The organism is Shewanella sp. SM95 (genome assembly GCF_025653595.1).
GTDB lineage: Bacteria > Pseudomonadota > Gammaproteobacteria > Enterobacterales > Shewanellaceae > Shewanella > Shewanella oncorhynchi.
Window position 1 is genome coordinate 39,248 of the sequence record NZ_JAKKSE010000021.1, and the last position, 21,793, is coordinate 61,040.

The 21,793-nt window shown below is 47.2% G+C and carries 17 protein-coding genes and 1 riboswitch; of the genes, 8 read left to right on the forward strand and 9 right to left on the reverse strand.

Annotation, left to right across the window (positions count from 1 at the left end; translation table 11 throughout):
* Positions 1–48: 48 nt before the first annotated feature.
* Positions 49–2,319 carry a 5-methyltetrahydropteroyltriglutamate--homocysteine S-methyltransferase gene (gene metE, locus L5M29_RS18835; protein WP_263169436.1) on the reverse strand — a complete coding sequence of 757 codons (2,271 nt, stop codon included), beginning with the start codon at positions 2,317–2,319 and terminating at the stop codon, positions 49–51.
* Between the two features lie 200 nt (positions 2,320–2,519).
* Here metE and L5M29_RS18840 point away from each other — a divergent pair, with 200 nt between their 5' ends.
* Positions 2,520–3,425: a LysR family transcriptional regulator gene (locus L5M29_RS18840; protein ID WP_028761667.1), complete on the forward strand. Its 906-nt coding sequence runs from the start codon at positions 2,520–2,522 to the stop codon at positions 3,423–3,425.
* An 80-nt stretch (positions 3,426–3,505) separates the two neighbouring features.
* Here the strand turns inward: L5M29_RS18840 and L5M29_RS18845 are convergent, their stop codons facing one another.
* The 3 genes from L5M29_RS18845 to L5M29_RS18855 form a co-directional block, all read right to left on the reverse strand.
* The gene (locus tag L5M29_RS18845) at positions 3,506–4,234 is read right to left on the reverse strand and encodes an HDOD domain-containing protein (RefSeq protein ID WP_105250172.1); all 729 of its coding nucleotides are present in this window, start codon (positions 4,232–4,234) and stop codon (positions 3,506–3,508) included.
* Between the two features lie 280 nt (positions 4,235–4,514).
* The gene (locus L5M29_RS18850; RefSeq protein WP_263169438.1) at positions 4,515–6,476 is read right to left on the reverse strand and encodes a TonB-dependent receptor; all 1,962 of its coding nucleotides are present in this window, start codon (positions 6,474–6,476) and stop codon (positions 4,515–4,517) included.
* A 108-nt stretch (positions 6,477–6,584) separates the two neighbouring features.
* Positions 6,585–6,818: riboswitch (cobalamin riboswitch) on the reverse strand.
* Positions 6,819–6,952: 134 nt separating this feature from the next.
* Positions 6,953–8,395: a hypothetical protein gene (locus L5M29_RS18855; protein ID WP_263169441.1), complete on the reverse strand. Its 1,443-nt coding sequence runs from the start codon at positions 8,393–8,395 to the stop codon at positions 6,953–6,955.
* 234 nt (positions 8,396–8,629) lie between these two features.
* Between L5M29_RS18855 and rihA the strand changes: the two genes are divergently transcribed.
* The 3 genes from rihA (at position 8,630) to azu (ending at position 11,287) form a co-directional block, all read left to right on the forward strand.
* A complete protein-coding gene (gene rihA, locus L5M29_RS18860; protein WP_263169443.1) occupies positions 8,630–9,586 on the forward strand; it encodes a pyrimidine-specific ribonucleoside hydrolase RihA in 957 nt (318 codons plus the stop codon).
* A gap of 19 nt (positions 9,587–9,605) precedes the next feature.
* On the forward strand, positions 9,606–10,517 hold the full coding sequence (gene rbsK / locus L5M29_RS18865) for a ribokinase (RefSeq protein WP_263169444.1): 912 nt from the start codon (positions 9,606–9,608) through the stop codon (positions 10,515–10,517).
* A 293-nt stretch (positions 10,518–10,810) separates the two neighbouring features.
* The gene (gene azu, locus L5M29_RS18870) at positions 10,811–11,287 is read left to right on the forward strand and encodes an azurin (protein ID WP_028759449.1); all 477 of its coding nucleotides are present in this window, start codon (positions 10,811–10,813) and stop codon (positions 11,285–11,287) included.
* Positions 11,288–11,384: 97 nt separating this feature from the next.
* Here azu and L5M29_RS18875 read toward each other — a convergent pair whose 3' ends face one another.
* Both L5M29_RS18875 and L5M29_RS18880 read right to left on the reverse strand, forming a co-directional pair.
* Entirely contained in the window at positions 11,385–12,569 is a 1,185-nt protein-coding gene (locus tag L5M29_RS18875) for a DUF3103 domain-containing protein (protein WP_263169445.1), read from the reverse strand.
* A 380-nt stretch (positions 12,570–12,949) separates the two neighbouring features.
* Positions 12,950–13,252 carry a DUF3622 domain-containing protein gene (locus tag L5M29_RS18880; protein WP_105250177.1) on the reverse strand — a complete coding sequence of 101 codons (303 nt, stop codon included), beginning with the start codon at positions 13,250–13,252 and terminating at the stop codon, positions 12,950–12,952.
* A gap of 370 nt (positions 13,253–13,622) precedes the next feature.
* On the opposite strand from L5M29_RS18880, the gene L5M29_RS18885 reads away from it, so the two are divergent.
* Complete coding sequence (locus L5M29_RS18885) at positions 13,623–14,900, forward strand: glycerophosphodiester phosphodiesterase family protein (RefSeq protein WP_263169447.1); 1,278 nt, start codon at positions 13,623–13,625, stop codon at positions 14,898–14,900.
* 86 nt (positions 14,901–14,986) lie between these two features.
* Here L5M29_RS18885 and L5M29_RS18890 read toward each other — a convergent pair whose 3' ends face one another.
* Positions 14,987–15,553: a phosphoribosyltransferase gene (locus L5M29_RS18890; RefSeq protein ID WP_028759331.1), complete on the reverse strand. Its 567-nt coding sequence runs from the start codon at positions 15,551–15,553 to the stop codon at positions 14,987–14,989.
* Between the two features lie 290 nt (positions 15,554–15,843).
* A complete protein-coding gene (locus L5M29_RS18895) occupies positions 15,844–17,610 on the reverse strand; it encodes an alkaline phosphatase D family protein (RefSeq protein WP_263169449.1) in 1,767 nt (588 codons plus the stop codon).
* A gap of 253 nt (positions 17,611–17,863) precedes the next feature.
* On the opposite strand from L5M29_RS18895, the gene L5M29_RS18900 reads away from it, so the two are divergent.
* Both L5M29_RS18900 and L5M29_RS18905 read left to right on the forward strand, forming a co-directional pair.
* Complete coding sequence (locus tag L5M29_RS18900; protein WP_105250180.1) at positions 17,864–18,289, forward strand: HPP family protein; 426 nt, start codon at positions 17,864–17,866, stop codon at positions 18,287–18,289.
* A gap of 99 nt (positions 18,290–18,388) precedes the next feature.
* Positions 18,389–18,994, forward strand: a complete 606-nt coding sequence (locus L5M29_RS18905) for a DUF4274 domain-containing protein (protein WP_263169451.1) — start codon at positions 18,389–18,391, stop codon at positions 18,992–18,994.
* A 27-nt stretch (positions 18,995–19,021) separates the two neighbouring features.
* Here L5M29_RS18905 and L5M29_RS18910 read toward each other — a convergent pair whose 3' ends face one another.
* Positions 19,022–20,383 (reverse strand): MATE family efflux transporter, encoded by a 1,362-nt coding sequence (locus L5M29_RS18910; RefSeq protein ID WP_263169453.1) that lies wholly within the window; start codon positions 20,381–20,383, stop codon positions 19,022–19,024.
* A gap of 412 nt (positions 20,384–20,795) precedes the next feature.
* Here L5M29_RS18910 and L5M29_RS18915 point away from each other — a divergent pair, with 412 nt between their 5' ends.
* Positions 20,796–21,713 (forward strand): alpha/beta hydrolase, encoded by a 918-nt coding sequence (locus L5M29_RS18915; protein ID WP_263169455.1) that lies wholly within the window; start codon positions 20,796–20,798, stop codon positions 21,711–21,713.
* The last annotated feature ends 80 nt before the right edge of the window (positions 21,714–21,793 follow it).

Here is a 21,793-nt window from a genome sequence, read left to right on the forward strand (position 1 = left end):
TACTAACTCAATAAACTCAGTAAAAAAATATTTCACTCAAGCATAATATTAACCAAGGCGGCGACGTAGTTCTCGCGTGGCATCGACCATGTTTTTCAGTGCGGGTTCAACTTCATCCCAAGTACGGGTTTTTAGGCCGCAATCTGGATTGACCCACAGCTGACGTACGGGCACTTTTTGCGCCGCTTTCTCGATTAAGTGCACCATGGCCTCCACACTTGGGGTGTTTGGTGAGTGAATGTCATACACACCGGGGCCGATTTCATTGGGATATTCAAAATCTTCAAAGGCGTTGAGTAACTCCATCCGTGAACGCGAAGTCTCGATAGTAATCACATCGGCATCCATGGCGGCAATCGCGGCAATCGTGTCGTTAAACTCGCTGTAACACATGTGGGTGTGGATTTGAGTCTCATCAGTCACGCCAGCAGCGCTGAGTTTAAAGGCATTCACCGCCCAATCTAAATAGGCTTGCCACTCACTTTGTTTCAATGGCAGACCTTCACGGAAGGCGGGCTCATCGATTTGTATAATGCCAATACCTGCATTTTGTAAGTCCACCACTTCATCACGAATCGCCAGCGCCAGCTGAGTCGCAATCACATCGCGGCCGATATCTTCACGGGCGAATGACCAATGCAGAATCGTCACCGGGCCAGTCAGCATGCCTTTTACAGGCTTGTCGGTGAGACTTTGGGCAAACTCGGCCCAATCAACCGTCATCGCCTTTGGACGGCTAACATCACCATAGACCAACGGCGGCTTAACACAGCGTGAACCATAACTTTGCACCCAACCATTTTTGGTAAAGCCAACGCCCGCAAGCTGCTCACCAAAGTATTCCACCATATCGTTGCGCTCGGCCTCACCATGAACCAACACATCGATACCGAGTTTAAGCTGGCGGTCGATAGTATCGCGGGTGACTTGCTGCAATTGCTCTGTATATTGTGCATCACTCAGATCGCCCTTGCGCCAACGACTGCGTAGTCCACGGATTGCAGGTGTTTGTGGGAAGGAGCCAATGGTGGTGGTCGGCAACAGAGGTAAACGGTATTTCTGCTGCTGCACTGCTTGGCGTACGCTGAAATCACTGATGCGCTCATAATCGGCAGATGTCAACGCGGCAACGCGGGCAATCACTTGCTTATCTGCAGACTGCGCTTTCGCCTCACGGCGTGCCAAACAGGTTTGCACAATCTCTTTTGCCGCGACCGATTCAGGTGCCAGTAGCAATTGGCGCACATTGGCCAGTTCGAGTAATTTCTGCTTCGCAAACGCGAGTTGTTGACGCAGCGCGGGCTCAAGCGTGGCTTCCACCTCTAAATCCACAGGGCTGTGCAGGAGTGAGCAAGAAGTACCGATCCACAAGCGATCTCCGAGATCACGGGCAACCGTGCCTATGCGTTCGGCAATCAAATCCGCCTCTGCCGCCCACACGTTGCGACCATTGACCACACCCGCCGACAAAATTTGATCTTGACCAAGCGCATTGGCAAAGACTGCTAATTGATCCGGCGCTGTGACTAAATCGACATGCAACCCCGCGACCGGCAAGGCCGATACCAGCGATTGATGGTGTGCGATACCGCCGTAATAACTGGTAAGAAGGATCTTCACCTTCGCAGTGCTGAGGGCTTGATACGCCTCAATCATCGCCGCTTGCCATTCGCCATCCAATTCCAATGCGAGAATGGGCTCATCGAGCTGTACCCATTGCACTCCCTGAGCAGCAAAACGCGCCAAAATGTCAGCATAAGCAGTTAATAAATTGGGTAATAAGCTTAACTTATCAAACTCTTCGCCCACGGTTTTAGCTAGGTACAAGTAGCTAACAGGGCCGAGTAGCACAGGTTTTACTTTATAGCCTAAGGACTGCGCTTCGCTGACTTCATCAAAGAACTGCTCATAGGCAATCGAAAACTCTTGGTTTTGGCTGAGCTCAGGTACCAGATAGTGATAGTTAGTATTGAAATACTTGGTCATTTCAGAGGCTGGCGCATCTTGGCCCGTTGGCGCTCTGCCGCGGGCAACACGGAATAAAGTATCGAGATCGATTGCCCCTTCACCACGATGGCGCTCAGGAATGGCATTTAAAGTCGCGCTTAAGGTCAGCACTTGATCATAAAAGGCAAAATCACCTACGGGAACTTGCTCAATGCCAGCAGCAGCTTGCCACTGCCAATGGGTACGGCGAAGTTCACTCGCCACTTCACGTAATTCCGCTTGAGTGCTCTCACCACGCCAGTATTTTTCTAAGGCAAATTTCAATTCACGACGACGCCCAATACGGGGAAACCCAAGACTATTTAATTGCATACTCTATCTTCCTTTATTTGAGATAAGCCACATTCGGCACTTGCACCCACCAGATTGTTTTCTCTTGGCACTTTTCAGCACTTCAGCCTTGATAAATAACAATGGGCGTCTGGACGTCTAGAAGTTTATTGTGTTAGTCTCTATGCCAGCAACCGAATTGATTTCAAGCACAACATGAGCGAAATTCACTTGGAGTGAACATGATCGAACTAAGACACCTGCGAACCTTAATGGCCCTGAAAGAAAGCGGCAGTTTGGCGGGCGCAGCCAAAAAACGTTTTGTCACTCAATCCGCCCTCTCCCACCAGATTAAGGAGTTGGAGCAAAGGATTAACTCGCCCATTTTTGTGCGTAAGAGTAAGCCACTGTCATTCACCCAAGAAGGTGCACGCCTGTTGCATCTGGCCGAAGAGATTTTGCCTAAGGTGTTAGAAACCGAGACAGATTTGAAGAATGGGCTGGAAACCGAAACTAATCAGTTGCGAGTCGGCATTGAGTGCCATAGCTGTTTTCGCTGGTTAATGCCTGTAATGGAACAATTTAGGCAAGATCATCCAACTGCCGAGTTAGACTTGTCGAGCCGCCACTTGTTCGACTCGCTCAATGCCTTAGAAATGGGTGAACTGGATATTGTATTAACCTCAGATCCTGTGCCTGGGCATTCACTCGCCTACCAGCATTTGTTTGATTTTGAAGTGAAGTTAGTGGTTGCTAAGGATCATCCTTTAGCGAAAGAAGCCTATGTCACTCCTAAGCAATTAGCACACTTGCCTATTATCAGTTATCCAGTGCCGTTGACACGTTTAGATATTTATCGCCACTTTTTAGAACCTGCGGGCATAGAGGCGGGCGAGCAAAAAACCTGTGATTTAACCATGATGTTATTGCAACGCATTGCCTGTAAAGACGGCATAGCCGCACTGCCAAGCTGGTCGATTAATGAAGGACATGGACTGAGTCTCGCTACGGTAAAACTCGGCCAAGAAGGTCTGAAACGACCGCTATTTGGTGCCTATCGCCGCCACAGTGCTAACTCTGCATTGATCCAAAATTGGTTACAACTGGTGGCGAGGGAAGGTTTATCCCGCCAGCAGAAGACGAATTAATGCGGGTGACATAGAGTAAAAAAGCCTGCGAATGCAGGCTTTTTTATTGAGTCAAATGACTACTTCATAGCATCGACAAATTACAGCGGATTCATCAACAATCCACGCATAGACAAGACACGGCGCAGTATCAACCCTGATGAATTAGGATTACGGGTCTGACGCAAATTATGGGCGATCATAAATTCTTGACGCAGATCCTGATCGAGATCTAACGCCTCGAACGCTTCTATGGTTAAGGTCTGTTGTTGATTATCAATCAATGACTTAATCACACTTAAAGGAAATGACTGTTCGGCATTAGCATTTAAATAGGCAAATGCGGTCAGTGCGATAATTTGGCCGAACACACTGAACAGAGCTAAGGTTTGCACTTCGTCAGCATCAACCTCCACACCTTCCATATCCGCTAAGCTATCTACCGCATCCGTTGCAATATCTTCAGTCAGCTTCCAATAACCTTGGACCAACTTTTTATAGGGCTGTGGCAGTTCATCGAGGCGTTCTTTTAAATAGAACGTAAAGGCGTAGCGATAGATATTAACTTGACCTAAGCGGATCAAAGCTTCTTTCAACGAACGAGTTTTGTGATTTTCCACTACAGCAGCCTGTGCGGAATTACTGCGCATAAGCATGTGCGCTGCCAATGCGGGATCGCTCGAGATAATGTCAATCACATTACGAATGTCGCCTTCAGCAAGGATCGCTTTTTTGAGTGGAATTAGAATTCCTCGGCGGCCAATCACTTGCTCTTCGTTCGCTATGATAGCTCTAACTTGAGTAAAAACCTGTTGCTCAAGATCAGTCATAAGACACTTTACACCTGTTTATTAACAATAAGATGATTCGGTTACAGCTCACATCATACCTAAAATACTAAGAATTTCAGCCATAAACAGCAGAGTAAAATATAAATTACTCCTATTTAGTAATGACTGCCCGCTAACACTATAGATAACGACAATTAAACCACTCTACTAAAACGATATTCAAGACTATACCTATTTTAAGATTTATTCTTTGAACTCAGCGTAAAAAATAAAAAGCCAGACTGAGTCTGGCTTTGTTAGTTAGATAGCTCATTAATATTTAGAAGCGGTAGCCCACAGTGAAACGAATATCGCGACCTCGACCAGAATAGTAACTATCCCCCCAATCGCCACCGTAATAACCTGCGCTAACATAATCTTTATCGAATACATTATCGATACGCAGACTGGCAAGCCAAGCATCACGATTATAATTCAAGGCTAAATTACCAAGCACGTAACTTGCTAGCTTATCACCTTGATTAGCGTTATCGCCTTCGATAAAACGATCCCCCGTGTAGATAGCTTCGGCAAATACTTGGAAATGCTCAGCAAAATCCATGCTGACATAACCGCGTCCCGTGTGTTTTGCCACCCAAGACAGCTCTTTGCCATCGTTAGCACCATCGGTAAATTCGGCGTCGGTGTAGTTATATTCCAGCCCGAGTTGCAGCGCTTTAGTCACCTGCCAATCCCAATCGGCACCCGCGCCATAACGACGAGAAGCGTCGGCATTAACGTTTGCGCCGTTGAAATTTCCACCTATGGGTTTAACTGCACTCGAGTCATAAACAATTTCATCCTCTAAATCGAGACGATATAGGCTGACTCGCAGGGTTTGACTAGCGACAGCCCAATCCCAACCCGCCTCATAGGAACGGCCTGTTTGCGGCTTTAAGCCAAATACGCCCGGCGATGTATAAGCTTGCTCATCCACTTTGGCAAAACGGAAGTTATCATCAGCGCGCACATAGAGTCTGTGCTCCGCAGTTGGGCGGTAATTTAAACCCAGTTCGAATGCGTGGGCATTTTCGTCTAAATCCATGCCATTAGGATAGACATTGCCATCGACTAACTCGTCGGTCACCCGCGCATAACGGCCACCCACAACGTAACTTAAAGTATGGCTTAAAGGCACTGTAGCTTGTAGATAGGCGCTTTGCATTTGCTGCACATTACTGCGCGCCATAGTGTCAAAATCAGCCTTGCCACGGCTGATGTCTAAACCTGTGACTAGGCTTAGCTCGCCTTGACGCGTGCTGTAATTCGCTAACGCTTTAGGGCTAAACATTAACAGTGAGCGTGTGTTATGGCTGTTCGCCCCCCAATTAAGAGAAGACACTAAGGTATCGCTGTAATCTAAATCCGCCGCCAGCGCCCAGTTTTGATTAAGCTGATGCTGGTAACCCGTTCGCGCCGCAGTGGTCATCTCGTGGGCATACTCTACCTTATTTGATGAAGCACGGGGATCGTCTTTAAATTGCTTTTCAGTAAGCGAGCCCGGATTTTCACGATCGTTATCGTAGTAGCTGGTTTCAACAAAGAACGAGTCTGTGGCTGTTTTATATTGAATGCGGCCAAGAATAGAGCCGGTTTCGTTGGCATTATGCTGGCGATAGTTGTCACCTTGGTTATAACTACCTGTGAAAAAGTAACGCCAATCTTTGTTGATCGCGCCAGACACATCACCACGACCTTCATAGGTATCAAAGCTACCGCCAGATAACTGTACGCTACCACCTGTATTTTCAGGGGATTTAGTGACAATATTGATCACGCCACCTACCGCTTGATCGCCATAAAGCACACCCGCACTACCCGATAAAATTTCAATACGATCCACTTGATTAAGCGGAATGGCATTAAGGCTAGGCGCTGCGATATCGATATTATTGAGACGACGACCATCAAGTAAAATCAGCGTGTTATTAACGGCAGTGCTGGCGCTAAAACCACGCATAGCAAAGCTAGTTCCAATATTGTTATCCGAAATTTGAATACCGCTTTGACCACGTAAGACGTCGGTCAAATTAGTCGCGCCACTCATTTCAATCGCCGCGGCATCAATCACATTCACATTGGCGGCAATATTTAACGGGGTCTTATCAGAGCGGCCGATCACGACAAGATGCTCGTCGACTTTAGCTGTGCTGGTATCGTCAGCCGCCATAACGGGCGCGATAATTGAAAAACTGCATAGGCTGCCGATCAGCAGCGCGATTTTTGTTGGATTTGTTCCCATTTTACCTTTAACTCCTGCAAGGAAAACGGGGCATTGACGCCACGATACCGTTAATTCAGTCGTAAATACTGACGGTGATTATCGCATTTTGAGATCTGCCCACCGAAATCTCAAAAACACCTTTAGGGCCGGTCTCCGGACTTAGGCTATGTTAATCCATTAAAGTTGGATTAACGCGAGACTGACCTTTCACATTCTGACTTTCGGGTTCTGTCTTGAACACACCAATCAAACGCGGTCGTCTCTCACCTTTTACCGTTGCGGGGGCAGTGCCAGAATTTCACTGGCTTCCCGATTATCTCACGGCTTTCGCACGCAAGCACCACAGAAGGTTGACTCAAAATTAGGTTCAAAGGGCGTACAACCTGTTAACGCCCAACAAGGCTCAGAGCATATCAGACCTGAGCGCGCGCATTATAGACGTCTATACGGATGAAAGTCCATTAATCTCAAGTTAGCGAGAAAACTCACATGAGCTAGAAAACACCATCCCAGTTTTTTGCCGCAGGTTTTGGTCTGTCTTTGCTCAAAATCACCTGACGCTGCTTAGAGGTTTCACATTGGGCAACGGGGGTAAAATCCAGCGGTTTAATCACTAACGAGTCAGCAGGTTGCACTGGCGACTTGTCGAACATTGGCAAATTCATCGACCAAGAGACCAGTTCCCCCTTTTCGCTGATGCCAACATAACCGTCATTTGCGCCATCTAACCAAGTAAGGCGCGGAATACGTGCAATCAACTTCTCCACATTTTCACGGTTGGCGCGATAACCAACAGGCACCACTTTGCCATCGGGACGTGTAAACACAAAGGAGGCAGGCCCTTGGGTAATGATGCTGCCTTCCTGCCAATATTTATCAAGAATCTCTTGGGCATAATGAAACCCAAACATATGAGCGTAATCAGTATCGTCGGCCACTATTTGCGGCACGGCCTTATCCTGCAGTAATAAAAAGCCTGAGCCAATGCTGATAATCTCTTTTACCCCTGTGATATCGGTTTTTTTAATCCAATCGATACCACAGTTAATCCCATCGCCCCAAAAATGTGCATCCCCCGTAGGGCTTAAAATCGCAAAGGCACAATTGTTTGCCGTCATACTCGCCACATCCTTTAAGGCGCTGCGGATCGAGTAAGCATCACTGCGCCAGCCCCAACTCACCACAGTGCCGTCCTTTTTCAAGGCGGCATAGGTGTGTTGAAAATATTCGATCTTCGCTACATCCGTAAGCTGCGGGAGTAACTTTTTCATATTGGTCGACTCTTCAACCTGCCCCCAAATCACCGCGCTACCTTCTTTTTTGAGGGCGACAAAACTGCGTCCTCTGGCGAAGATATCAACAACATCAACTAATTGATCCTGCACATGTAAGCTATTGCCGCCGTAGGGGCCATAACCCCAAGTATGCACCTTGCCATTGGCATCAAGGGCGGCAATGGCCTCTTGATTGGCGAACAATTTGGTAATATTGGTCATGCGGTTTTGTAGGGCTTTGTCGAGGCTATATTTCCCCGCATTGCCCCAGTACACCACAGTGCCATCTTGACGTAGCGCGGCAAACCCGTCCTTAACTGGGACGATTTGCTTAACTTGCTTAAGCTGCTCCGTCACCTCGCGGCTATCACCGCCAGCATAACTGTCACCCCAAGTGATCACCTCACCAGATTGTGTTAACGCCGCAAAGGCCGAACTGTTGTTGACCACAGTCTCGACTGCGGGTAAATCACAGGGAATATGGCGATACTGTGGACTCGGATTTTCCTTAAGTTGGAGCAGTTTGCCGTTATCAAACTGTAGCAATGACTCGTTATTACTTTCCACAACGGCCATAGGTTGAGGATCGCTACAGCCAGAGATCTGCATGGCAACCATGCCCACGAGTAAAACCTTAGGCCAAGTGATTCGATGAGTGAGCATTACTTATTTCCTTATATTTGCTTGGAGATGTCATTCAATGTTGTGCAGCGGACAGAGCGAGAATGGATTTACCTAACATCGCCTAGTGTCAAAAATGGGCAGAATTCTAGCAGCTTGTTGATAAAAAGACGAAAATGCTCACAGTTTACTCTGCAAGTCCCCTCCACAGGCTAGCGCCTAACTGATGGCATGCTATTCTAAGCCCCCATCACCACTGTTTAAAGGAGTAACAGTATGACTCGCCCTATTATTCTGGATTGCGATCCCGGCCATGACGACGCTATTGCGCTCATTTTAGCTCTCGCCCATCCAGAGCTGGTTCCACTTGCCGTCACCACCAGCGCCGGTAACCAAACGCCGGATAAAACGCTCAATAATGCCCTGCGGATCTTAACCTTATTAAATCGCAGTGATATTCCTGTCGCTGGCGGCGCAGTCAAGCCATTAGCTCGCGAATTAATCATTGCCGACAATGTCCATGGTGAAACCGGACTCGACGGCCCTGCATTGCCTAATCCAAGTTTTAGTCCTCAAGCCATTACCGCAGTTGAATTAATGGCGCAGCAAATTCGCCAAAGTCATCAGCCAGTAACCTTAATTCCCACAGGACCGCTGACTAACATCGCCCTTTTACTGGCGAGTCATAGCGAGTTACACGATAAAATTGAGCGCATAGTGCTAATGGGCGGCGCAGCTGGTGTCGGTAATTGGACCCCAGCCGCCGAATTTAATATTTTTGTCGACCCCGAAGCCGCCGATATTGTCTTTAAGTCAGGTATTCCCATCACTATGTGTGGGCTCGATGTGACTCATCAGGCGCAAATCATGGATGAAGACATAGAACGCATTCGCGCGATTCAAAATCCAATTGCTCAGTGCGTCGCCGAATTATTGGATTTCTTTATGATTTACCACAGAGATCCTAAATGGGGCTTTATTGGTGCGCCATTGCACGACCCCTGCACTATCGCTTGGTTGCTTAAACCTGAGCTATTTGAGGCGCAAGATTGCTGGGTAAGTATTGAAACCCAAAGTGAGTTGACCTTAGGCATGACAGTGGTCGATCGCTATCAGCTAACAGGTAAAGCCGCCAATGCGACTGTGCTGTTTGGGATCGATAGGCAAGGCTTTGTCGATTTACTGGTAGACAGTTTACGCGTCTATGATGCAACTTATCTCAATCGCAGATAAAAATAACAGTGAGTCTTCTATGAGCCAGATACTCGTTATCGGCAGTGCAAATGCCGACCATGTGATGAAATTTGAGTACCTGCCCGCTGCAGGGCAAACCTTAATGAGCCGAGATTATCGCCTCGAACTGGGCGGTAAGGGGGCCAATCAAGCCGTCGCCTGCGCGCGCTTAGCCAAATCAGGTTCACGCACTGATTTTATCTGCCATCTCGGCCAAGACAGTATCGGCGATGATATGCGTCAAAGCTGGATGAAAGATGGCATCAGCGCGGAAGGGATCCGCCAAATAGCCGGACTGAGCACAGGCACTGCCATGATTTTTATCGGTGATAACGGTGAGAATACGATTGGCGTTGCCGCAGGTGCCAACGCCAGCCTTTCACCCGATGACTTAGAAGCTCATTACGCCCTGTTTGCTAATGCGGAGTACTTGTTAGCACAATTGGAAACGCCCGCTGCCACAGTGGCAAAGGCGCTGCAAATAGCCAAGAATCTTGGCGTGACGACTGTACTAAATCCTGCTCCAGCGACGGCACTTGGCCAAGATGTACTCAAGTGGGTAGATATTATTACCCCCAATGAAACCGAAGCAGAAGCCTTAACGGGAGTTGAGATCAACCATCTTGATGATGCACAAATGGCAGCGCAACTTCTCCACCAGCAGGGAGTAAAGATTGTGGTCATTACCTTAGGTAGCCGTGGCGCATTTATCAGCAGCCCAGGTTTTAATGGGCTAATACCTGCGTTTGAAGTGCAGGCCATAGACACAGTCGCCGCAGGGGATACCTTCAATGGCGCCTTAGTTGTGGGCTTAAGCGAGGGCATGTCAATTGCTGCAGCCGTGGGATTTGCCAATGCAGCCAGTGCCATTACTGTCACTCGCCCAGGCGCACAACGTGCGATTCCCTATCGACAGGAGCTTTCGTACTAAAACGTAAGACGTTCTGAATTAGACGCCCTGCGTTAGAATCAATAAATTATCATTTATAAATCAAACACATAAATAATAGCTCCTGAGTACTTAGTTCACTAAAGCTAAGTACTCACCTATGTTTACCGCTAACAATTTTGCCGCCAATAACGATGCAAGCTTTCAACCTAAAGTTGCATATACATAATTTACACGCTGATTTCATTCCCATTTAATGAAGATTGCTTATGCTGGCAGGTGCATGTCCGAGTCAAAACGGCTCGGCTACCCTTGTTCAAATAAGGAAGTACCAGATGAAAGCAAAAAGCACAGCTTTACGTAACGTGACCAGCACTAGCCTAATCGGCCTAGGATTATTATTCGCTAGCCAAGCGAGTGCCAACGAATGTGAACTGAAAATTGCCGCCACTGATGCAATGCAATTTGACACTAAAGAGCTGTCTGTACCTGCAAGCTGTAAAGAAGTGACCTTAACCTTAACCCACTCAGGCACCTTGCCAAAAGCAGCCATGGGCCATAACTGGGTATTAACTAAGGCAGCCGATATGTCAGCAGTAGCAACTGAAGGCATGAGTGCCGGTCCTGATGCAGCCTATGTCAAAGCCGGTGATACGCGCGTTATCGCACACACAGATTTAGTGGGCGGTGGCGAATCAACGTCGATCACCTTTAGCACTGCCGGTATGAGCGCCACCGAAGCCTACCAATTCTTCTGCAGCTTCCCTGGTCACTGGGCGATTATGCAAGGCAGTTTCAAGTTAAAAGCTTAAAGGAATGGCTTAGCCTCACCTTAAGTTAGCCAATAAAAAAGCGGATCTTAGGATCCGCTTTTACATTTCAGCCATTGCATTTAGCCGCACTAATCCATCATGGTCTTGGTTGGATGACTAATGGCGCAAAGCTCGTCATCGCATTACCGTTAGCGCCGTTCAAGTTAGGATATTCAACCCCTTCCTGTAAAGTGTAATACACGTCGACAAAGTCATCGTCATTGGTGAACCAAGCATCCGGCATCACACTTAAAATACCATTGGTAATTTGCGGGATCAGCGCATAACCCTGAGCTTCAGGATCGGGGATCGACTTTAAGATCTGCTCCGCCGCTTCCAACAGCTTAGTGGCCAACACTTTATAGTTAGTACCATCGTCATGCTCCATTAAGATCATGTCCGCAGCCGCCCAACGATAACGTTCCCAATGGATGATGATTTGATTCGGATAATAGGTCGTATCCGCATAATCTAAATAGGGCATTTCGACGATATCGAGCACAGGCTCTTCACGGCTTGGATCAACCCCAGTCACTATGCCGTAAATTTCGGCACGACCAGAAATCCACGGCTCATGGTCATCCTTCAAGGATATTTGTTTGATCACTGTGGTTGAAATCGGCTTGTCTGCCACCGCCTGTGTTTGCGCACGGCTCAGTAGCGCGCCCTCTTTTTTCGCTGACTGCGCCTCGGCAAATGTCGCCCGCATCACCTCTAAGCCAGCCACAAAGGCTTTTTTGCTATCGATACCGACCACAAACACTGGTTGCTGCGGCAGGTTATACACGTCTAATTGATGCACTTGTCCATGAATATCAAAGGCTTCAATATAATCCCACTGACGCTCGTCACCATCGGGCTCATAGGCAAATAGAGGAGACTCACCTTGCTGCCATGGGGTTAACATGGTTTCATCCGCCAGACGCACTTGCACCAGAGAATCCGCTTTGGCACTTAAGCCCTTCACTCGGCGAATCGACGCATCGGCTTTGGTGATCACATTATCATTGAGCCTATGCTGAGACAGAATGTCATCGGCATTTACTGCCAACTGATACTGGTTTATTTCAGTCTGTAAGATAGGCGCAAGCTGCGCATATTGATGGCTTAAATCTAACGCCAATGCCCGCTTAGTATTGGTTAACTGCGCTTGTGCATCCAAAGTCGAATCCTTTAGCGACGCTTGTAGTAAGCGTAACGCATCTCCATCTAAGGCTTGGCCATAACTCAGGGTTGCCGAAGCTGACAAACACAGCAATAAACTGGATTGAAGTAGTTTCATAGGAGTTCCCTTACCTTGATAAAGTTAAACGTGCGTTCGAATTACTTACATATGAGCACAGAGCAGCATCTAAGTAAATCAAATGATAATAGTTATCGTTAATTATTAATGGTATAGGGTACGTAATTCCGGCTAAATACGATAAAAACAAGCTAATTACAGCATCAACAGATCAGTCCAGCCGAACAGAGTGTATGAAGATAAACGAGGAAATAGGATGAAATGAATTGATATGCACAGTTTCGCGAGCGACAAAAACACAAAAGGCAGATCTTAAGATCTGCCTTTTGCTGTTCATCGCCAAAGTGACGTTTCAGAACCCGTTATGCGCGCCCTAACAGTCACACTGGCTTGATAAGACAAGGTTAAACTAATGAGTATTACTCTTCGTCGAAATCATCTTCATCAAGATCTTCGGCATCAGTAGCCGCTTCAGCCGCTAATGCTGCGGCTAATTTTGCTTTAGCTTGTTTCTCTGAGCGACGTTTATTGCGCTCAGTTAACGTGCCTAAAAACACTTGTAATTCAGTTAAGCCCCAAGCTTGCGCTTCGGCCTCAGTCGCAAAGCCATCATGGCTCTTAGACACAACTGTTTTAGTTGATGTCATGCGACGAGTGATTTCAGTTTTCCAACCGTTGTCGCCCTGTGTCACGCGAAAATCGTATTTTTTGCCCTTGCTCATTCTGCTCTATTTCCTAAATGATGCTTGTCACGTTTGTCTTATCAAGCGAACCAAACGCTCATCATAAAACAAAAGGAGCGCAGTGTACTTGATTTCGGCCCAGAAAGATCGCCCAGATGAAAATATTCATGCCAGTTTCATCGACTCGCTCAGTGGAGTCAATGCTCACATCTAAAGCAACACTGTGCATATATCCCGACCGTCCTCTGTCGAAGGCAGTTTATCGCAAGCTAGCGTGCCTTAGATAATCGTCGTGCAAACGGTATATATTCTTGTTTATGTCATACAAATAGGCTTTTTCAGTCACATTAACACTTTAGAGTTTCTGATTAATATTAATTATTTACATCATTACTCATAGGTAAATCTGATGAAACTACACCCTATTTCGTCGCTCTCACTCGGCCTGTTAATTGCCACGAGCGCTTTATTAGCCGGTTGCAATAATGACGATGATAACGCCGCTATCACGCCACCCACCAGCAAACCCGTTCCTGCTCAAGTGGGAGAAAGACCTTTATTCCTCGTACGTCAAATGCAAGACAGCACACTTAAAACCCGCTTAGAACAATGCACCACTGACAGTTTTTATCGCAGCGAATTTTCTATCGGTCACCGTGGCGCATCAATGCAATTCCCTGAGCATACAAAGGAATCCTACCAAGCGGCTATCGATTCGGGCGCAGGCATAGTCGAATGTGATGTCACCTTCACCGCCGATAAAGCTTTAGTTTGCCGCCACTCACAGTGCGATCTTGCCAGCACGACCAACATTTTAGCCATACCCGAACTTGCCAATAAATGTTCGAGCCCATTCACTCCCGCTGATGCCGCCAATGGTATCAGCGCATCGGCAACCTGTTGCACTAGCGATATCACCCTCGCCGAATTTAAAACTCTCAAGGGTAAGATGGAAGGCAACAATCCTAAAGCGACCACTGCGGCCGAATTCATCAATGGTACCCCAAGCTGGCGCACCGATCTTTATGCTGACAATGGCACCTTGATGACCCACGCTGAAAGTATTGAAATGTTTAAAAAAGCTGGTGTAAAGATGACGCCTGAGCTAAAAGCGGCGAGCGTATCTATGCCCTTCGATGGTTTTACTCAGCAGGATTACGCGCAAAAAATGTTGGATGAATACACGGCGGCGGGCGTCGATGTTTCGCAGGTATTCCCCCAGTCATTTATTTTGGATGACATCAAATATTGGGTCGCCAACGCCCCTGAATTTGCGAAGCAAGCCGTGTTTCTCGATGACAGATACGATTATAACAGCGCCTTTGATCCGCAGAACTCTGCCACTTGGTCGCCATCAATGGCGGATTTAAAGACCCAAGGCGTCGAAATTATTGCGCCGCCACTCTGGGTATTAGTCGCCTTAGATGCGGACAAAAAGATCATTCCTTCGGAATACGCTAAGGCCGCCAAAGGCGCAGGGCTTAAGATCATCACTTGGTCGCTGGAGCGATCTGGTTTATTAAAAAATGGCGGCGGCTTTTACTATCAAAGCATTACCGAAGCGATAGATAACGAAGGCGATACCTTTGAATTACTTGATGTACTGGCGAAAGATGTCGGCGTGATTGGAGTGTTCTCCGACTGGCCCGCCACAGTGACTTACTATGCTAACTGTATGGATTTATAAGTCATCGATATAGAAAAAAAAATGCGTTAACGATTAATCGTTAACGCATTTTTTTATTGCGAAAATAATCTATATCTCGCCGCGAGCTATTTAAACAGGTGCTGGATATTCTTTAAATCGCCCTTACCTTCGGCAATTTCTTCAGGCGTTAAACCTGTAACTTCGTGCGGGAAAACTAACCAGTCTTCAGAGGCATGAATGTAATAGTCGGGTTTTAAAGGCACTGCGGTATTTTTTGGCTTGTAATAAGGGCAAGCGATACGGATATCGGTTGGCATATTCAAGCGCATCAGTTGGCTGAGTTTTTCTTTTAATGCATGAATACTACGGCCAGAGTCAAACACGTCATCCACAATCAACAAACCGTCACTCGCGTTCGCATTTTCAACGATGTAATGCAGGCCATGAACTTTGATTTCTTTGCTTTGTTTGTCGGTGCCAATCCCATAATAAGAAGAGGTACGCACGGCAATGTGATCGGTTTCAACTTGTTTAAAATCGAAAAACTCCTGTACCGCGATCCCGATTGGAGCACCGCCACGCCAAATACCCACGATAAATTGCGGACGAAAGCCACTCTCATACACTTGCGAAGCTAATAAAAATGAATCTTCCAGCAATTGCTGCGCGGTAACAAAATACTTTTCTGACATGACACAGTCCCCATCACATTGATTTTATTCTTAGGTCGTTAAAGCAAAAGCTTATGACCCCTGTAAGGTCTGTTCGGCGGGTAAAGGTTCCCAAAACACTAGAACAGCTTTGCCTTAGCAAGTGTAGGCAGCCGCCGAATTTTGGGAGCGAATTTTATACCAAAAAAATGCGATGTGCTGCAGTAATAGTAAGAACTTGCGTGACAACAGACATTTATTTTGCCTTTTAAAGCCAAAAGCAACAAAAAGGCCACCCTAAGGTGGCCGATAAACAAGCGAACAATACCGCATTAAACGATAGGCGTAATCACATGCTCGCCTACTTTTGTCTTAGTGCTATAACCACGGGCCGTTGCGACTTGGAAATCCTTCGACAAAATGGTATCCACATAATGCCAGTCGCTGCGCACCTCATCAGCGGTAAAGGTGAGCGTCATAAAGCCTCGGTCTTTTAAGTTAGCGTACTTAAGATCTGGCACTAACTCGACGATTGCCGCCTCGGTCGCGGGGATCTGTTCCGCTGGCAGATTCAAGTAATATTCAAGGCCTGGCGATGATACTGAGCTAGTCGCAAACTCAACACCCACAGTATCGCCTTGCACGTCTTTAAGCTCGTTTGCCCATGCATTATGGGTGTCACCCGCGATCACAACTAGGTTGAGATTTTTCGATTTAGCCGTACCTAAAATCACTTCACGCTCATAGGCATAACCGTCCCAAGCATCTAAGTTGTATGGAATGGCAGGTAATTGCAGCAGTCCGATAACTTCTGGCGTGAGTAAGGCTTGATTGGCTTGAAGATATTGCAGCTCTTGGGCAGTCAGCGTGGGATCATTTGCCGCCGCACGGGCCGCTAACTTAGCTAAAGCCCCTAACATGGCAAATTGGGGAATGCTCATCTGCTGAGTGGCAATCGCCGCCGGCAATGACATCTTACCCATTAATACCTGCTGTCCCAGTACTTGCCACTTGCCTGTCGACTGTAGCAATGTGCCCTGCAGCCATAATAATTGCGTCAGCCCCAGCATAGTGCGAGTGGTCGAAGTGACATCGGCAAGGAAACGCTCTCCCGCAAACGAGCCCGTGGTAGGATCCATATAATCGGCATAATCGAGCTGTTTATCACGGGCTAATACGCGAGTATCCAGCATATGCAGATCGACGAGATTGCCGTAACTGAAGCTGCGGTAAATCTCTTCATGATTCCCTTCACGCCATGGGCGAATCGGCAACCACTCGAAATAAGCTTGTAGTGCCGCTTCTTTACGAACGGCAAAATCCCCTTCGCCTTCGTTGTGATTCTCGGCACTATCACGCCAAGTATCATTGGCCACTTCATGATCATCCCACACTGTAATAAAAGGCACTTTCGCGTGTAACTTTTGCAGACTCGCATCGGTATGGTACTGACCATGGCGAGTGCGGTAATCGCTCAACGTCAGCAACTCATTGGCCGGTAACACTTCACGGCCCAATTCGGCAGCATACTCACTGGCATAACCACCGCGGGCATATTCATAGATGTAATCGCCTAAATGCACCACAGCATCTAAATCATCCTGCGCCGCCGCTAACTCATAGACGTTAAAATAACCGGCAGGAAAGTTAGCACAGGACATCACGGCTAATTTGACTGAGCTAACATCACCCTCAGGCAGAGTGCGGGTTTTACCCACAACTGAGGTTTTATCACCCGTCATAAAGCGATAAAAGTAGGTTTGCCCGGCACGTAAACCACGGGCATCAATCTTAACCGTGTAGTCACGGCTCGCATTAGTGACAGTCTCACCTGTAGTCACTAATTGACTAAAGGCCGCATCGCTTGCCACTTGCCAACTCACTTTTACATCGCCCTCAGACTCAGGCGTGACACGAGTCCATAGGATCACGGCATCGACTGCCGGATCGCCACTGGCAATTCCATGTAAAAATTGAGCGGGTACAGAATTATCATCATTACTATCACTACAGCCCATCAAGCCGTAAGAGATTACAGCAACACCAACACCTTTGGCCGACATAGCCAAAAAATCACGACGAGTTACGGTACGATTCATTATTATTCCTTGTTAGATAAGGCTTCACTGGTATGAGGTCTAATAAGACCACGATTGTGAGATATCACTGTTACATATTTGTGACATCTTTGTCAGCCTTTTATGATATCTATCAATTCAAACACTTATACTGGATAGCGTACTTTATTTGTGCAGGACTGGCGTAGCTTACAGAGAAGCTGCTAACATCGGTGCAGGCTAACGCAGCGTGTTAAATGCACGCCAGAGAATGGCAAGAAAAGGAATTTATACAATGAAAGTCAGCGATATTATGAGTGATCAAGTCATTTGCATCAGCGATGGCGCCAGCTTGAAAGATGCCCACCATCTGATGCAAACCCGTGGCGTACGCCACTTACCTGTGATTTCTGAAATTGATGGCACCCTCGTTGGCGTACTCACCCATAAAAAGATGATCGCCAGCGTGATGACTATGTTGAACAAATACGGCCAAGGCGCGCTCGAACGTAAAGAGCGATACACGCCAATCACGACAGTGATGGATAAAGAGTATCAGCATCTCACCGCCGACGAGCCCTTAACTGTGGTGGTGGAATATTTTATTGAAAACAAACTCGGCTGCTTGCCCGTCGTCGATGCCGATAAAAAAGTGCTCGGTATCGTCACTTCATCGGACTTTATTAAGCTGTGCCGTACTCTGCTGCAACAGCAAGCGTAACGTTTTACGCTCCTTTTCTTCTATGTCAGCCTTTTACTACGTAAAGGCTGGCGTTGTATTTTTTATAAACTGTATTTTCTATAAAAAGAAAGGATTCCCTTGGCTAAATTACTCTCCCAGGAACAATTTATTCGCGCCTATGAATGCGCAGAATTTGGCTGTTTTGCCAATCAACAACAACTCGCCAAATTACTCGCCGATCCCGATTACGACTTTTTACATCAAGACAGTACCTACTTTGGCAAAGCGGCGACACAAATCACCTGTATCAGTGACTTACAAAGTATGGAGGAATTGCATTTTGTCGCGGGGAACTTGAATTGGGACGATCATGACCCAAACATGGTCAGGGCGATTATCGAACATCCACTCTGCGATGCAGGTACCGCCTTATTACTCTACTGGTACGGACAAGGCTTTTATTACTCCACGCCGGAGACGCTCGACACACCTTTTGGACTGCTATTCAAAACCATAACCGATAGATTTATTACGCGCGGCTATGCCAGTTATAAAATCCATTTTGACCCGATTAAAGAATGTTTTATGCCCTCATTAGAAGACGTTCTTACTAGAGGATGCCAAATTCCTGGGGCTATTTTTGCCCCCTACAGCACTATGGAAATCGAAACCTATGAAGGGCATCCAAGGTATCTACAATTTAAAAATGAACTGCTGAAATCGGGTAAATGGGGCAAACAATAAGCGTTGACCTTTTGATATCAGAACAGTTTAAGCTGGGGTTACTGACGGAATACGCGTAAAACGCTGCCAGCGACCCGAGCGCCAACGGTGCACCATAATCAATCCACGCACCCACTCATCTGCCGCAACGGCCAGCCAAGCAGCCAACACGCCATAACCTAAATGCAAGCCAAAGAACCAAGCAAAAAATACCCCAATACCCCACATGCTAAAAAGACCTATACGCACAGGGAATGCCACATCACCCGCGCCCTTGAGCGCCGAGATAATCACCAGATTAAACACTCGCCCGGTTTCAAGGGCGATGGAACCCGCAAGCAATAACGCTGTTAGTTGGATAACTTCTTCGTTTTCACTCAACCAGCCGACAATAACGAATCGCTGCCAGTAGAAGACTAATACTATGGTCAGTGAAGCGACAAAGCCCACCAAACAGTAACGCTGCACCCGAGTGGTGATTTCATCGAACCATTGTTTACCCACATAATATCCAGTCTGGATTTGCGTCGCCTGCCCGAGTGCGACTGCAAAACAATAGATAAAACGGCTAATGTTCAAGCCATAGGTGTAGGCCGTGAGCGATAAAGTGCCCATCTGGCTGATAAAGTAGATGATGGTCATCTGAGCCACATTGTAAGACAGCATCTCGCCAGCATTGAGCAGGCCAATACGCATCACACTCCAATAAGTGCTGCGCGGTAAAAGCTTAAGTCGTTGCAGTGGCAGCGGAATTTGCTTATGCCGGATCACCATCAGCATGATACACGCACCGATGATCTGGCTGGTCACTGTCGATATCGCCACCCCTGTTACCCCATAAACAGGTAAACCAAAAGGTGAATACAGGGCAATATAATTACCGATCACGTTCATTAAGCCAGTGCTCGAGGTGACTAACATGGCCGAGCGGGTAAAACCGTAACTACGCAAAATAGCGGCGAAGGCAATGTTCATCACTAGCCCTATGCTCAAGCTGCCGCAAATCACCAAATAGTCATATCCAAAACCAGCCACATCGTGCTCAAGCGCAAATAAGCCGATAATGCCCTTAGCACCAAAGAACATAGATGCACCCATGACCAAGGCTAATACCAAACTCAATACGACACTCGCCACGCCTATGTCTATAGCCTGCTGCGGTTGGCCTGCCCCATTGCTTTGGCTAATCAAAATACTCGCGCCCGTACTCACCATCATGGACATGACCATCATGAAGAACATCAGCTGAGTCGTGAGTCCCACTGCGGCAACCGCATTATCGGAATAATGGCTCAGCATAAAGATATCGCTGATCCCAAGCAGAGATTGCAGCAAGGTCTCGATAAAAATCGGCCACGTCAGGGCAACTATGCCCATACGCTGTTGCAATGTTTTGGGTGCTTTTGCCACGAAAGATTCCTGCAAATAGAGAACGAATAACGAGTGTGGTCGCTGGCTCAATGTGTCGCTCAAACAGCATCTTGGCAACCTATATTTTAGCCAAGAGACTGAAACCCACTTTCACAAATAGACATCAAAGTGCTATCGAACGCACAATCAGGCGGACATTTAACCGCATTAAGCCTGACAGTCAATTAAGTTGGTAATTTTCTTACAAGACACCCTACAACTCAATCTGTAATAGTGAAAAAGATGCCGACTGCAACCGTATTCATTACTGAGTTAATACCAAAGTTAATTTCCGCAATCATGATAGAGCTCATGGCTGAGTGTGAATCTAGGCTACCAATTCAATTAAGCTGCCGATAAACTCAGCCCATTGCAGAACAGCCGAGCGCACTAAAAATTGAGGGAGTATTAAATGAGCCAACTCTATTTAGAAGAGGGAATTAAACAATTGGTTAGCGAGTTTATCGCGGCGGGTTGCCCATCGGTGCGAGAGCAAACCATTGAGCAACGTAGGCAAGGTTATATCGCCAGCACTGTACTCGCAGGTGAGCCTGAAGAGGTGTTCGAGGTTAGATCTATTTCCATCGAGGGGGCAGAATTAACTCTGTTTAAACCCTCGGCGGCAGACAATTTACCTATCGTCATTTACTACCATGGTGGCTGTTTTATCAGTGGCGGCGTTGAAACCCACAATCAACAACTGCGAAAACTCGCCAATGATTCTGGCGCACTGGTGATCGCCGTTCGCTATCGCCTCGCCCCAGAACATGTTTATCCCGCAGCCCACGACGATGCCTGCCATGCCGCAGAAGTCATCTATCAACATTGCCACCAATGGGGCGGTGATAACACCAAAATCACCCTAATGGGCGACAGCGCCGGCGGCCATTTAGCCCTAGTCACTTGCCTGCGTTTAAAAGCCAAAGGGCAATGGTTGCCACACAAACAAGTGCTTATCTATCCTATGCTCGATGCCACCGCGAAGAGCCAAAGCTATAGCGACAATGGCGAGAAATACATCATCACCCGCGACACCTTGCTCACAGGTTTCGATCTGTATTTAGATTGGCACCCCAGAACCGATGCAGAAGCCAGTCCACTACGCCGTGATGACTTAGCAGGCTTACCCGAAACCCATATCATCACCGCCGAATTCGATCCGCTCGTCGATGAAGGTGAACAGCTATTTAGGAATCTATTAGAGGCTGGCGTCAATGCCCACTGCCGTCGTTATCTTGGCGTCATCCATGGTTTCTTCCAACTCTCGGGCGTGAGCCGTTCCGCTCGGGATGCCATGGTGCAGGTGACTAATATAGTGAAGAGAGCCTAACGTCATACTTGATGATTAATTCATTCATAAAAAAGGCTTTCTATCAAGATAGAAAGCCTTTTTTAACCGTTTGATATTTA